This window comes from Litchfieldia alkalitelluris (assembly GCF_002019645.1).
Taxonomy (GTDB): Bacteria; Bacillota; Bacilli; order Bacillales; family Bacillaceae_L; genus Litchfieldia; species Litchfieldia alkalitelluris.
Map to the genome: position 1 here is coordinate 4589495 of NZ_KV917374.1, position 13865 is coordinate 4603359.

A 13865-nucleotide genomic window follows, 5' to 3' on the forward strand; every position below is an offset into this window, starting at 1 on the left:
CCGTCTAAGCGGAAAATCTCCGTTTATTTTTAAATTTTCGTAAGATCTTGGAGGTGAAAGGTGGGGAGGACGACAGCTATTGAAGACAATTTCCCTATCCCTATAGAAATTTCTATTATGTTATTCCCACCCAAATAGTTTTACATCAATAAAAAATGAGTGCCAATCTTATCTAAAAAATGGCACTCATTTTGACTTACATTTTTAATGTTTTTGATAGAAAGCGTACCCTTTTAAAATGTAGCTTTCTAATTAATTTCTAATAATAATGAAAACCATATAAATAATATATGCAATTGCAAGAATTACACCTTCAATCTTGCCAATCTTATGATTCGTTCGAGAAAATATAAGTATTGTTATAGTTAAAGCGATCATAAGTAATACATCCGTGAATATTTTACTATCAACTGCAAGAGGTGAGATAATTGATGCTGTACCAAGTACAAATAAAATGTTAAATATATTACTTCCGACAATATTTCCAAGTGCTATTTCACTCTCTTTTTTAATGGCAGCTGTTATTGAGGTAATTAATTCTGGCAGTGATGTACCTACTGCAACAATCGTTAATCCAACTAGTGTCTCACTCATTCCAAAGGAATATGCGATCTTAGTCGCATTGTCGACAACAACATCTCCACCAAAAATAATGGCCGCCAATCCTCCAAGAGTAAACAAAATATTCTTACCCCATGAGACATTCTCTACCTTTGTAGAATCATTATTCTTGTTAGCTAAACCTTTTTCCCTATCTTGTCTTGCAACCTCAAATATATAATATAAAAAGATTGCAAAGAAAAGTAAGAAAATGAATCCGTCACTTCTAGTAATGAAGTTAGCACCTAACATTTGAAGACTAACATCACTAATCAATACTAGTAAAGCGACACTTGCTAACAACGTAAAAGGGATTTCTTTTCGGATAGTTACACTTTCTACTTTTAATGGATTAATTAAAGCTGTAAGCCCGACAACAAAAGTAATATTGAATATATTACTACCAACCACGTTCCCTATTGCTACTCCTGCATTATCCTCAAGGGCTGCAACTATACTTACAGTAGCTTCTGGTGAGCTTGTTCCAAAAGCAACAATCGTTAAGCCGATTAATAATGGGGAAACATTTAGAGCTCTTGCAATTTTTGATGATCCTTCCACGAAAAAGTCTGCCCCTTTTATTAGAAGAGCAAAACCAATTAACAAAAAAAGATAAGTCATATTTTTCATCCTTTCACAACACAATGCTTTTAGATAGTCTTGATTACACGTTTATAATGGACTGTCTAAATATATTCTTCGTTGGTTTGGTATGTATTTACCTTTAGCGATCTCTACACTCTTTTTATTGTATTTCTAATTTCAATATCCATTCAGCTTTTATTACATAATGAATTTATTATTTCCCTTGTATGCCGGGAGACCCTTATACTTTTTAAATTATAAAATCTATATTAATATTGAGATGAGTGAATTGCTTATGGTTCTCCACTTTGTTACCTTTAATAAAGGTCGAATTTAACACCTATGATATTGATTTTTACAAAACATATTTATGAATGTATACAGATACATATTGTTTATTATGCAAAGGACACTCTTTCTTTACTGGATAGTTTTCCATCAACCGCAAACTTTGCACTGATTTTTTAAAGGAAGAGAACAAAAACTATGGGGAATTATGAGATTACTACATAACCAAAGGGGATGATTACCATAACAAATTTGAAAGAGAACAAGCTAAAGGCCTTATTAGAAATTTTACTGGTCTCTACCAGACTTGGACTTTCTTCATTTGGAGGCCCTGTTGCGCATTTAGGGTATTTTCATGAAGAATATATACGTAGAAGAAACTGGATGGATGAAAAGAGTTATGCTGATTTAGTTGCACTGTGTCAGTTTCTACCAGGTCCAGCAAGTAGTCAGGTGGGAATTGGAATCGGAGTAATGCGTGCTGGTGTTTTAGGAGGGATTGTTTCATTTTTAGGATTTACACTCCCTTCAGTGATAGCCCTCATTATTTTTGCGGTATTACTTAATAACTATGGTTTAACAGATGCTGGCTGGATACGTGGCCTAAAAATTGTAGCTGTTGTGGTTGTCGCTCATGCAATCCTAGGAATGGCAAAGAATTTGACTCCTGATGTGAAAAGAAAAACAATTGCTTTATTTGCAATTGTCGTCACCTTACTGTGGCAAACAGTATTTACTCAGGTAGGAGTCATTTTATTGGCTGGTTTTGTGGGTTTTCTTATTTATAGGCACCATACGATAGACGATCACTCAGAAGATGTGAAGTTTCCCATTTCACGACGATTTGCTGTGATCTGTTTAAGCCTTTTCTTCTGTTTATTAATTGCGCTGCCTCTATTGAGGGAAGCAACTAATATAAGTTGGATTGCCATGTTTGATAGCTTCTACCGTTCGGGGGCATTAGTATTTGGGGGAGGACATGTTGTCTTACCACTTCTTGAGCGAGAATTTGTTCCAACAGGCTGGCTAACTGAAGAAGAATTTCTCTCTGGTTATGGTGCAGCACAAGCCGTACCTGGACCATTATTTACATTTGCTGCTTATATCGGTGCTGTCATTAATGGCTGGCAAGGAGGACTGCTTGCCACATTTGCAATTTTCTTACCTGCTTTTCTTTTAATTTTAGGAACATTGCCATTTTGGAATTCATTACGCCGCAATCCAAAGATTAAGGGTGCATTAATGGGTGTTAATGCCGCAGTTGTCGGAATCCTAATTGCAGCATTATATCATCCTATTTGGACGAATTCGATATTATCAGTTGGTGATTTTGCCTTTGCTGCCATTTTATTTAGCATGTTAGTTTTCTGGAAGCTGCCTCCGTGGATAATTGTGGTTACTGGAGCGATTGGTGGTTTCTTACTTTCATTAATTTAGAAAAGATGCGGAGTTTTGCCGCATCTTTTTTATTTTTTCTCTAAGTCCTTTTTTATGCCGTAAGATTAAGAAAAATGTCTATTAGTCCATGAAGTACCAGTTATGGAAGGAATAATTTTTATAAAACAAAGCTGTTTGAGAAAAAGTAGTTAAGAAAGATATTTGTATATGAAAGGGGCGGGTTATTTAATGTTCTATCATGTGAAAGAACTTCAATATAATGCAAAACCATCAAATCCGGATCCAGTATATGCTAAAAAACTACAAGAAATCCTTGGTGGGCAATATGGTGAAATGTCTGTTATGATGCAATACCTTTTTCAAGGCTGGAATTGTAGAGCCGAGAGTAAATATAGAGATATGATTCTTGATATCGCTACTGAAGAAATAGCCCATGTCGAAATGATTGCTACGATGATTGCTCAGCTATTAGATGGAGCACCTGCAGGAGATCAAGAACAAGGTGCACAAGATCCAGCAGTTCAAGCCGTATTAGGTGGAATGAATCCTCAACACGCGATTGTTAATGGTCTTGGTGCACAACCAAATGATAGTGTTGGTTTCCCGTGGACAGCTCGCTACACGATCGCAAGTGGGAATTTATTAGCAGATTTCCGTGCTAATTTGAATGCTGAGTCTCAAGGAAGACTTCAGGTTTGTCGTTTATATGAAATGACAACCGATCCTGGCGTAAGAGATATGTTATCATTTCTAATCGCTAGAGATACAATGCATCAAAATCAATGGATGGCTGCAATTGAAGAACTAGAACAAACACAAGGTGCTGTCGTACCAAGTTCATTTAATCAAGAATACGAAAAGCAGGAAGTTTCCTACTCCTTCATGAACTATTCTCAAGGTGAAGAAAGTAGTACAGGTCGATGGGCAAATGGACCATCGTTAGACGGACAAGCTAACTTTGAGTACATCCAAAACCCTAAAGCTATGGGACAAAAGCCGCAACTTGCTCCAGCTCCAAACTATATCCATGGAACTCCACCATTAGACATGCGATTAATGCAAGGTGCAGGAAAAATGGAACCTGGTCAATCGTTCTTACAATAAATATAAAACCCTCTAGCAATAGAGGGTTTTAACAATATAAATAAGATCCATCTTATGAGTTGTTAACTTTCATTATTTCTTCTTCTTCATTTTCCTCTAATATCTTAACTAATTTATCTATGCTAGTACGAGGAGTTAAAATATATAAAATATCTCCTTCTCTTAGAACTGTATTTCCTTTAGGTGTTATTAGTTTTTCAGATCTAATAATTGCATTGATTAAAATTGTAGTAGGAAAATCAATGTCGACAATCTTTTTATTAATAATAGATGATTTTTCAACGACTTCATATTCAATAATTTCTGCATTTGCTTTTCCAATCGATACTAGTTCTAACGTATGCATCGGCTGTGGCTTCACAGGTCCAGTTAGTCCAAGCTTTCGAGCCATGATAGAAATGGTTGATCCTTGGATTAAGGCTGAAGTTAACACAACGAAGAAAACGACATTAAAGAAAATCTGACTATCTGGAAGCCCTGCGATCATTGGGAAAGTGGCCAATACAATTGGTACTGCTCCTCTTAACCCTGCCCAAGATAGAAAAAGTTTTTCTCGGTTGGTATACCCCATTTTAATGGTTGATAAGTACACAGCAAGCGGTCTAGCAACAACGATTAAGATAATCGCTAGTAATACTCCCTTACTAATTACATCTAATGTAAATAGCTGACTTGGAAATACCAATAATCCTAAAATCACAAACATCAATATCTGCATCATCCAAGCAAATCCTTCGTTAAAACGGAAAATTGAATGACGATAGGTTAATTCCTTGTTTCCAATTAATAATGCAGCAACATAAACAGCAAGTAAACCACTTGCATTAAATAAAGCAGTCACACTATACGTAAGCAATGCAAATGCTAAGGCGAATACTGGATAGAGACCACTTGAATCTAAATTGATCCTGTTTATCCCAAATGTAGCAATTTTCCCAAAAAGAAGTCCTAATAGTAAACCAATCCCCATTTGCCAAAAGAAAGATAAAATTAGAAGAAAGGCATTGCTTTCACTAGTAGTTAGAAGTTGAATAAATGTAATGGTTAAAAAAACTGCCATCGGATCATTTGTACCCGATTCTGCCTCTAGTGTCGCCCCTAACCTCGCTTTAATATTTTGACCCTTCAGTACTGCGAAAACAGCGGCAGCATCGGTGGAACCAACAATGGAGCCGAATAAAAAGGCAGCATACCATGGGACATCAAAAATCAGTTTTGCAGCTATCGCAACAATGGATGTTGTAATAACAACTCCTAGCGTAGCTAATGATAAAGATGGAACAAGGACTGCTTTTACGGTCTTCCATTTTGTTTGCAGACCACCTTCAAACAAGATAATTATAAGTGCTATAACACCAATCAACTGTGCAAGATTCTGATTTTCAAAGTGAATGACACCTAGTCCGTCACTTCCAAAAATCATCCCAACCGCAATAAATAGTACTAGGGCTGGAACACCTAATCGCGTTGAAAATTTTGTAGTGACAACCCCAACAATTAGTAGTGTAGCTGCTAATAAAATAAAATAATCAATATCTAGCATGAGTTCCCCTCCCTATAAATTGACATCGATCTCAGGTTTTATCTCTTCTTGCTTCACACCTAAATATTGCTTTGTTTCTGAAGGTGTAGAATGATTGAAGAATCTTTGAAGTATCGAAACTGCAACACCCTTTTTATAAGCATGATATCCAAATGTTTTGCGTAAAGAATTCGTCCCAATCTTTTCCTCTATCCCCACTGTTTTTGCAGCGTTATTAATAATTCTATATGCTTGTTGTCTTGTGATTGGTTGATTTGTTTTAGAGGATTTAAACAGGTAATCATTTTGTTTAAGAGCTGTTTTAGAGAGGTAAGTTAAAATTGCGGCTTTCACTTTTCGGTTAATAAATACTTCTGACCGATTATTTGTTGTTTTTAGAAATGTCTTAATTGAACCATCTTCGTTTTGAATATTGCTCACATTTAGATTTAACATTTCGGTGATTTTTAAGCCTGTATTAATTCCTAGAACAAATAACAAATAGTCCCTAGACGATTGTTCTTTTAATATTTTCTTTATCTCATTTATTTTACTAATATCACGAATAGGATCTACATGCTCCACTTTTCACATCGCTCCCCAAGGTTACATAATACTATTATAATACATTATTATGTAACCTACAATTTTAGACCTCCTACATTTGACATCTTAAAGGGAAAAATTCCGCTTAAACTGGGAAATATCAACATTTCCCTAAAAATAACGGGAGTTTTGCGCTTATATCAACCTAATCTTTAGATTTAATCATATATTAGTGAAGTTAACGGGAATTTCTACCCTTATATCTGCTTCTTAAGCCCCGCTAGTTACATTAAAGGGAATTTCTCCGCTTATGATTTCCTATACCTTCCGAAGCTACTGAATGATGATCTTGAGCCGATGGGGCCCGGAGCTAACAACAAAAATAGTACATTCTTATCTTTTCAATAAAGTGATCCTTCGTTATTGAAGAATCACCCTGTCTTTTACTTAGTCATTGTTATTTAGCCTTACACTTTACTTTGACTTTTCGATTCCAACCTTTTTTTATGATTTAAATCAATGACTAAATCACCGACACCCATTGCTATGAAACCATTAAGTAATCCGAATGCAGGTATTAGCATATCAGCACCGTTATTGAACAGAGTCATAATTAATAGTAACAGGCTAAAAGAAGCAAAAATTAACCCTAATATGTATAAAATTCGACCTACCAGCAATTTTATCCCACCCTTTATAGCGAATTCTATCTTATTTGTTTACTTTTGATATAGTCATTCCATCTCCAATCGGAATAAGTAGTGACTCTAATTGAGGATGATTTGCTACCGTCTCATTGAATTTTTTCATGATCTCTGTATATTTTTTAGGACTAACTGTCTCATCTGCTACACTCCCACCTGCAAGTACGTTATCAGTCACGATTAAGGCACCCGCTTCCGCTAGTCTTATACAGTAGTTTAGGTAGTTTTGATAATTTTCTTTATCAGCATCAATAAAGAAAAAGTCAAAACTCTGATTTTCATTAACTAATTTTTCAAGACTTTGTAAAGCTGGTCCAGTAATATAGGATACTTGTTCACCAAAACCGGCTTTAAAAAGATTACTATGTGCTAGTTTCGCATAATTTTCTTCTAACTCAAGTGAAGTTAATTTACCTTCTCTCCCGAACCCTCTTGCTAAACAAATTCCACTATAACCTCCAAGAGCCCCAATTTCCAATACCCGTTTTGCCCCTGACATCGATACAAGCATAGTAAGCAGCTTTCCTGAGGAAGGAGATACAGAAATCGACCGCATGCCATTTTCTGTTATTGATAAAAGGACTTCCTCCAAAAGTGCATCTTGATTACTAAATACTGAATCAATGTAACTATTAATTTGCTTCATAATCTTCATTTCCCTTCTTATTTAGAGATTGCTCTTTTACTTAAAGGATCAATCTTCAGTTGTCATTATTACACACTCTCTGTATACAAACGCATACACGCAATATAGCTTTAATTGTATACACTTGTATACGATATTATCAATCTACTAAACCAAAATCGCCTTATTCTTCATCTGAATTGTTCTAGTCTTACTCATTGCACACAAAAATCAATTAAAATATAGTCTTTTTATAAAATTAATAATTCCTTAAAATGACTAGTGTAAAGTTAAAGAGGTTTACTCCTTTATCAAATTAAGCTATTTTAGTGCTGAAAGAGGTTGTTATATGAAAATTGATTCGCCAAAAATACCAAATGATTTACCTTCAAAGAATTTCCAAGATATTTTATATGAGGAAGACCCAGAGCTTGAATTATGTTTAATTAATGATTCCTCTTTTATTAATGAAGTGCTTTATAGAACGAGATTATCTAGAATGGTTATTAAAAATTGCAAGTTTAATGAGACTAACTTTAGTAATATCGATATTACGGATGTTATTTTTGATAATTGCGACTTCTCTAATTGTAATTTAAGTCATTCTTCTATTCATAGGGCCGTTTTTAAAAATTGCAAATTACTAGGTGTTGATTTTACAGAATCCCGTTTCGGTCATGTTGAGTTCAACCAATCCTTAATGAACTTAGCTACATTCGGTAATTCAAAACTCGAAAAAGTGAAACTTCATGAAAATTCTTTAGTTCATGCAGATTTTTATGATTGTATCTTTAAGACCGTTGATTTTAAACAATGTGATATTAACAGTGCAAACTTTGAAAAAACATCACTTAAAGGAATTGATATTAGTAATTCTAATTTTGAGTCACTGACTGTATCTTTAGCAGATCTTAAGGGCTGTAAAGTATCAACCTTCCAAGCAATTCAATTTGCCTCATTAATTGGCTTGGTTATCACTGATTGAACTGTTAAAAACACTCAAAGTAGCATGAAGTCCAAGCCTCAAACAGATCTTGCTACTTTGGCTTTCTTAACTAAATAAAATATTGGCTACAACAATAACAAACGATCATTTTGTCTCTGATAAAAAGTCGGTTGCCTCGGCAACATCATATGTTTTTAACTGGAGCTTTTTCAATTCACCATTCGTTTCAAAAATAAGTATCGCTGGTGCTTTTTTAATTTCATATCTTGGATATTTTTTATTGACGCTATCCAAACTTGTGAGATATTCTACCTCCACTACTGGATATTCATTTCCTGCAAACTTACCAAACTCTTCACTAATATTCTTTTCCCCTTCAACAACAAGCACATAATATTCTGCCCCCTTAGATTGGTTAGAAGAACAGCCAAGTATTGTCATAAAGAGTAAGAGCATTGAACAAACTAGTATCCATCTTTTCATTTCCGATCTCCTGACATCTTTTTAAATAAGATAAGCCACCAGAAATGGTAGCTTATGACTTAAAGATCTTTTTGATCAACATTTAATTCTATTAAATTTCCATCCGGGTCGGCACAGAAAATTTGTGCGAATCCACTTTTCCCATGTGGTTTCTCTAAAGTTTCAACTTGATTTTGCTTTAGCCACTTCAGAGTATCATAGTACTTATCAACCCTTAAGGCAAAGTGGCCTTCTCTACTTGATAACCTTTTATCCTGGCGAATGGTCTGTGAAGAGGGATCGACGATTAGGTGAAGTTGCTGTCCCTCTACTTCATACCAAGCACCTGGAAAATCAAAATCAGGTCGGGGAATTTCTTTTAAACATAAAATCTTCCCATAAAAATCTTTCGCCCTTTCCAAGTTAGTAATAGTAAGACTTACATGATGGAGGCATTTATATTTAATCAAAATCTTCACTTCCTTTTATTATGTTGATAAGACAGATCCTTTTGTTTTTTTCCATAATAGCAATTCTTCTGTAACTGCTTTTGGGTTGTCCCAATGAACGTTATGTTTTGTATTTGCGATACCAACAATTTTTAGGTCATTAATCTTTTTTTGTATTTGTTGGATTCCTTTATTTCTTGATAAATCCGTCTCTGGAATCGTTGCATGAAACAACAATACAGGACACTTAATGCTTTCATATGTTGTTGAACAAGGCTCCTGGAAAAAAGCTTTTATAGTTGCTAAAAGGCTTAAACAATCAGCTCTTAGCACATATTTTTCACCGATCTTTTTAAAGTTAGAGTGGATGATAGAATCAAGATTATTGTCCCATTCCTTTGTGGTGTATTCTTGATATGTTTTCACGACTTCATTCCATGAGTTATACTTACTGGATTTTATATATTCTTCCCAATCTATTAAGGCTTTTTCTTCTGTCATTCCATCCACCTGTTCAGGAAACAGATAACCCCCATCAATCAAAATCACTCCTATTACTTTATCAGGAAATAACTTTGTATAGTTTAGCGCAAGATCTGCTCCCCAAGAATGTCCCATGATGTAAAAAGGTGTTTTAACTTTCGTGTTTATTACTTTATCAATCCTTTGTGCGACCGAAGAAAACGTATACTCTTCGTCTGTGGAAAGTACTTCTGTATTACCATGTCCCGGAAGATCCAATAAGATAAGGTGAAAGTCTTTCGTAAGAAAATTTTTAAGTCCTAAAAAACTATTTGAATCTCCTGTCATCCCATGAAGACAAACTAAAGTTGGGAGGTTTCTGTCACCAAATTCATATCCATAAAATGTGTGGTTATTTTCTGTGATTCTAAATTCAGCCAAGCTAATTTCTCCTTTTTAACGATTGATAAGGTTTGTTAGATAAAAAAGATATTCGATTTATTTCACCGAATCCCTTTTTATTTTGAAAAAGAAAACGACTTCCACAAAAAATAGAATGTCCCCCCCTTCAACTGCATCGGGCTGTAATACAAACGTTTATGATACATAATTCATGTTAACTATAATAGTACTATCTAAATTAGAAGGGATCTAATATGTTAAACAATCATAACCTGAAGGATAAAGTAGCTATAATTACAGGTGGTGGCTCAGGATTGGGTCGTGCAGCCGCGTTTCGTTTAGTGAATGAAGGTGTAAAAGTATGTCTTCTAGATATTGATATTGAACATGTAAAAAAAGTGAAAGAAGAAATTCAGGCAAATGGGGGCAAGGCGCTAGCAAAGAAATGCGATATTAACTCAGAACAAGATATCAAACAGGGAATTGAAGCAGCAATGAATCATTGGGGAAGAGTTGATATAATATTTGCAAATGCTGGTATAGTTGGTGAAATGGCGCCGATTGAAACCATGCAAGAGGAAGATTGGGTACGCACAATTAACACAAATCTTACGGGGACGTTTTTAACAGTGAAAAATTCGATACCTTTTCTGAAAGAAAATGGAGGTAGCGTCATTATCACTAGCTCTGTAAGTGGAAGTCGCATTTTCTCACAAGCTGGTTTTACCGCTTATAGTACATCTAAAGCAGGGCAACTTGCGTTTATGAAAATGGCAGCATTAGAGCTTGCTTCTTATAAAATTCGGGTTAATGCGATTTGCCCAGGTGCCATCAAAACAAACATTCAACAATCTATCCACCATTCCCCTGATGTAGAAGACATTGAAATTCCCATTATATATCCTGAAGGTGATCAACCTTTGGAACATGGACCAGGGAAATCGGAGCAAGTAGCTGATTTAGTGACATTTCTAGCTTCTGACTTATCTTCCCACATAACAGGAACAGAAATTTTTATTGATGGGGCAGAATCGTTACTAAAATAACGAGGAATTTGATGTGTTCCAGGTATTCACATTGTATCTCGTTTTTCTTCTTCAACGAGTACAATCGTCTTTCTTCGATAATAAACACACGTGTCTTACGACCAATAATTGCTTATAGCCTACTAATGAAATTTGACTGTTTTTTCATTGGTAGGTTTTTTTAATGAGAGTACAATCGCATCTTATTCCTCGACCTCCTCACGATTTGATTAATTAACATCTTTAAACACTACCCGGAATATGCTTAGAACAAAACTATTCTAAAGAAGGGAGAACTTCATGATACAAGTATCAGGAATGCCTCTTCAACCTAACGAATTAACTGTTGGAAGCACCGAGAAAGCGATCATTCAAAGAATGCAAGACACTCCAACCTTATATAGTTATCCTTCCATTCGAGAACTATTGTTTGAAATCACCCTGCGAAAAAACATAATCGATAGCGCACTGCTCATGAATAGTAGTAAAGCAACGTTTACAACCTTTCAATATGCACATTGTAATACTACCTTCTGGCAATTAACAACAGCAGGTGGCTTCTTATTAAAGCCTAACGTAAATCCTTCTGATGGTATTTTAGATATTTATCAAAGTAGCTCAAAGTACTCATTTGAATGTGCAACAGCTTGTATGATCATCTTTTACCATGCCGTATTAAAAAGTATTGGAAAACCTCTTTTTAACACTTTCTTTAAAAATATTTACTTATATAGTTGGCATGCTGATTACGATCTTGGGATTTACACGTATAATTCAGATCATTTTCTCCCTGGAGATGTTGTTTATTTCATGAATCCCGATGTTAATCCATCGACCTCTTGGTACAGGGGCGAAAACGCTGTCTTACTGGATAACAGCAAATATTTTGGCCATGGAATTGGAATAAATACAGCTGATGAGATTGTAGAATTTCTGAATAAGCAACGGCGCCCAGAAAGTAAACAATCTGCTTATCTAACAAGATTAGTGACAAATCCTTCCTTTGGGCATATATCTGGATTATCCACTACCCAAAGAGGTCACGTTACTTATAAAAAAATACCTATTGTATCACATCATAATAAAAGCTCTATCGCACTCCTCCACTATCTTGCTTATCTACAAAAACACATTAGCCGATAGTGTGGATGTGATATATACCCATTTTCTTGTTGCAAAGGGGCAAAATGACTATAGGTGAGTATAATGTAGTGAATATACATTATATTGAAGGGAAGATCTGAAAAATGGATAATGTTAATATGGCCCCTTATATGGGAGCTAATGTAAACGCGGCACCTTTTATGGGAGAAAACGTGAACGCTGCACCTGTATTAGGAGCTAATGTTCCGCCACAACCAACATATGTTGCCCCTAGCTATGGATATACTGCTCCTACCTATGGATATGCTTGTCCTGCACCTCGTAACGATTCCTTTGTCTTAATTGTTGTGTTGTTTATCTTACTAATCATTGTAGGTACTTGCTACTTTCCTAAGTGCTAGTTTTAAAGGTTTGTAACCTATTAAATATTGCCATACAAAAAATAAAACGGCTCAGTTCACTTTGAACTGAGCTATTTTTGGTTGCCTGTTGAACTAACAAGCATAAAGGTGGGAACCCTCAGGGACCCGGAAGAGGGAAAAGCATGGTTTAATAAATAAGCGGAGAAATTTCTCTTAATTACAAAATAACAGTGCAAATAGCTTAAATAGACCGAAAAATTCCGACTATTGACTTAAAAATACGTCAATATGGGTCATTTTGCTTTGCTTAACCGGAAAACCTCCGCCTATATCCCCCGAACGGAAGCTCTATTCAGCCGTCTAACCGGAATATTTCCGCTTATTTTAAAACTTTTCGCAAGATAATTGTATATGAACTGAAAACTTTTCATTCACTAGTGCTACATATTCGTTTTTGCATGGATATCTACTCGATTATTACTTTTCCCTTTAACCAGCTTTAATGTCGCCACGATTAGAAAACTGACGATTACTAATAAAAGCCATGAGCTCACCTTTCCTAGATGAACAAGACTCCATGCGTCGGTTTGGTTTGGATACTCCCAAGCCCCAAAGAAGGTAGCGATATTCTCTGCTATCCATATAAAAAATCCAATAAGAATAAAAGAAAATACGAGTGGCATTCGGTATCGAGTTCCGGCAACCTCATATGTGACCCATGATTGCCAAAAGACGATTATCACAAGTCCAGATAACCACCAACGAAAATCAAACCAATAATGGTGAGTGAAAAAATTCAAATAAATCGCAGATGCTAGAGGCACAACAATAACAAAAGGTGGCCACTTAACCAAATCCACATTGAACCGCCGCCACGCCTGGCACAAATAACTCGCTACACTTGCGTACATGAATCCACTATATAAAGGCACTCCAAATAGTTTAAAATATGATTCCTCGGGATAAGACCAGGAGCCCATCTGAACCTTAAAAAGCTCGAGGGCCAGACCGATAAGGTGGAACAAGGTAATCACCTTTAGTTCATCCCGTGTTTCAAGACCTGATCGAACCATCAGCCACTGCATTAACAGGCAAATTATAAGCAGCCAGTCATACCGTGGCAGCAGAGGAAGTGGAAGGATTTGTGTAACTGCCAAAGACGCAAAAATAACGACAGGAAACAAACATGACATAGCCTGCTCATAACCAAAACGACCGAACTGTTTTAGTGATCTCATGATTTTGCCCCCAAGCTTTTTTCTTTAGAATGTTAAATACCTT

Annotated in this window: 15 protein-coding genes; 6 read left to right on the top strand and 9 right to left on the bottom strand. The window is 35.6% G+C overall.

Annotated features, from left to right (window positions below; translation table 11 throughout):
- Window positions 1-252: 252 nt before the first annotated feature.
- Window positions 253-1221: a calcium/sodium antiporter gene (locus BK579_RS21640; protein WP_078549128.1), complete on the bottom strand. Its 969-nt coding sequence runs from the start codon at window positions 1219-1221 to the stop codon at window positions 253-255.
- A 486-nt stretch (window positions 1222-1707) separates the two neighbouring features.
- On the opposite strand from BK579_RS21640, the gene BK579_RS21645 reads away from it, so the two are divergent.
- Window positions 1708-2910 carry a chromate transporter gene (locus tag BK579_RS21645; protein WP_078549129.1) on the top strand — a complete coding sequence of 401 codons (1203 nt, stop codon included), beginning with the start codon at window positions 1708-1710 and terminating at the stop codon, window positions 2908-2910.
- Between the two features lie 189 nt (window positions 2911-3099).
- The gene (locus BK579_RS21650; protein ID WP_078549131.1) at window positions 3100-3975 is read left to right on the top strand and encodes a manganese catalase; all 876 of its coding nucleotides are present in this window, start codon (window positions 3100-3102) and stop codon (window positions 3973-3975) included.
- A 52-nt stretch (window positions 3976-4027) separates the two neighbouring features.
- On the opposite strand, the gene BK579_RS21655 is transcribed toward BK579_RS21650, so the two are convergent.
- The 4 genes from BK579_RS21655 to BK579_RS21670 all read right to left on the bottom strand — a co-directional run bounded on the left by BK579_RS21655 (window position 4028) and on the right by BK579_RS21670 (window position 7393).
- Complete coding sequence (locus tag BK579_RS21655) at window positions 4028-5518, bottom strand: potassium/proton antiporter (RefSeq protein WP_078549133.1); 1491 nt, start codon at window positions 5516-5518, stop codon at window positions 4028-4030.
- Between the two features lie 12 nt (window positions 5519-5530).
- Complete coding sequence (locus tag BK579_RS21660) at window positions 5531-6082, bottom strand: tyrosine-type recombinase/integrase (protein WP_078549135.1); 552 nt, start codon at window positions 6080-6082, stop codon at window positions 5531-5533.
- Between the two features lie 428 nt (window positions 6083-6510).
- The gene (locus BK579_RS21665) at window positions 6511-6723 is read right to left on the bottom strand and encodes a hypothetical protein (RefSeq protein ID WP_078549137.1); all 213 of its coding nucleotides are present in this window, start codon (window positions 6721-6723) and stop codon (window positions 6511-6513) included.
- Window positions 6724-6754: 31 nt separating this feature from the next.
- Window positions 6755-7393 (bottom strand): O-methyltransferase, encoded by a 639-nt coding sequence (locus tag BK579_RS21670; RefSeq protein WP_078550761.1) that lies wholly within the window; start codon window positions 7391-7393, stop codon window positions 6755-6757.
- A gap of 328 nt (window positions 7394-7721) precedes the next feature.
- Here BK579_RS21670 and BK579_RS21675 point away from each other — a divergent pair, with 328 nt between their 5' ends.
- Window positions 7722-8357 carry a pentapeptide repeat-containing protein gene (locus BK579_RS21675; RefSeq protein WP_078549139.1) on the top strand — a complete coding sequence of 212 codons (636 nt, stop codon included), beginning with the start codon at window positions 7722-7724 and terminating at the stop codon, window positions 8355-8357.
- A gap of 105 nt (window positions 8358-8462) precedes the next feature.
- Here the strand turns inward: BK579_RS21675 and BK579_RS21680 are convergent, their stop codons facing one another.
- Genes BK579_RS21680 through BK579_RS21690 form a run of 3 tightly spaced genes read right to left on the bottom strand, consistent with a single transcriptional unit; the run spans window position 8463 to window position 10132 of the window.
- On the bottom strand, window positions 8463-8801 hold the full coding sequence (locus tag BK579_RS21680; protein ID WP_078549141.1) for a hypothetical protein: 339 nt from the start codon (window positions 8799-8801) through the stop codon (window positions 8463-8465).
- A 59-nt stretch (window positions 8802-8860) separates the two neighbouring features.
- Entirely contained in the window at window positions 8861-9250 is a 390-nt protein-coding gene (locus BK579_RS21685) for a VOC family protein (RefSeq protein WP_078549143.1), read from the bottom strand.
- A gap of 18 nt (window positions 9251-9268) precedes the next feature.
- A complete protein-coding gene (locus tag BK579_RS21690; protein WP_078549145.1) occupies window positions 9269-10132 on the bottom strand; it encodes an alpha/beta fold hydrolase in 864 nt (287 codons plus the stop codon).
- A 215-nt stretch (window positions 10133-10347) separates the two neighbouring features.
- Between BK579_RS21690 and BK579_RS21695 the strand changes: the two genes are divergently transcribed.
- The 3 genes from BK579_RS21695 to BK579_RS21705 all read left to right on the top strand — a co-directional run bounded on the left by BK579_RS21695 (window position 10348) and on the right by BK579_RS21705 (window position 12623).
- Complete coding sequence (locus tag BK579_RS21695; RefSeq protein WP_078549147.1) at window positions 10348-11139, top strand: SDR family oxidoreductase; 792 nt, start codon at window positions 10348-10350, stop codon at window positions 11137-11139.
- A gap of 279 nt (window positions 11140-11418) precedes the next feature.
- Entirely contained in the window at window positions 11419-12261 is an 843-nt protein-coding gene (locus BK579_RS21700) for a protein-glutamine gamma-glutamyltransferase (RefSeq protein ID WP_078549149.1), read from the top strand.
- 104 nt (window positions 12262-12365) lie between these two features.
- Entirely contained in the window at window positions 12366-12623 is a 258-nt protein-coding gene (locus tag BK579_RS21705) for a YjcZ family sporulation protein (protein ID WP_078549151.1), read from the top strand.
- A gap of 401 nt (window positions 12624-13024) precedes the next feature.
- Here BK579_RS21705 and BK579_RS21710 read toward each other — a convergent pair whose 3' ends face one another.
- On the bottom strand, window positions 13025-13822 hold the full coding sequence (locus tag BK579_RS21710; RefSeq protein WP_078549153.1) for a DUF817 domain-containing protein: 798 nt from the start codon (window positions 13820-13822) through the stop codon (window positions 13025-13027).
- Window positions 13823-13865 lie beyond the last annotated feature (43 nt).

Coding starts and splice junctions, on each gene's coding strand:
- BK579_RS21655 (WP_078549133.1), bottom strand. CDS start 5,518: ATGCTAGATATTGATTATTTTATTTTATTAGCAGCTACACTACTAATT.
- BK579_RS21670 (WP_078550761.1), bottom strand. CDS start 7,393: ATGAAGCAAATTAATAGTTACATTGATTCAGTATTTAGTAATCAAGAT.
- BK579_RS21700 (WP_078549149.1), top strand. CDS start 11,419: ATGATACAAGTATCAGGAATGCCTCTTCAACCTAACGAATTAACTGTT.
- BK579_RS21645 (WP_078549129.1), top strand. CDS start 1,708: ATGATTACCATAACAAATTTGAAAGAGAACAAGCTAAAGGCCTTATTA.
- BK579_RS21705 (WP_078549151.1), top strand. CDS start 12,366: ATGGATAATGTTAATATGGCCCCTTATATGGGAGCTAATGTAAACGCG.
- BK579_RS21650 (WP_078549131.1), top strand. CDS start 3,100: ATGTTCTATCATGTGAAAGAACTTCAATATAATGCAAAACCATCAAAT.
- BK579_RS21710 (WP_078549153.1), bottom strand. CDS start 13,822: ATGAGATCACTAAAACAGTTCGGTCGTTTTGGTTATGAGCAGGCTATG.
- BK579_RS21640 (WP_078549128.1), bottom strand. CDS start 1,221: ATGACTTATCTTTTTTTGTTAATTGGTTTTGCTCTTCTAATAAAAGGG.
- BK579_RS21680 (WP_078549141.1), bottom strand. CDS start 8,801: ATGAAAAGATGGATACTAGTTTGTTCAATGCTCTTACTCTTTATGACA.
- BK579_RS21695 (WP_078549147.1), top strand. CDS start 10,348: ATGTTAAACAATCATAACCTGAAGGATAAAGTAGCTATAATTACAGGT.
- BK579_RS21675 (WP_078549139.1), top strand. CDS start 7,722: ATGAAAATTGATTCGCCAAAAATACCAAATGATTTACCTTCAAAGAAT.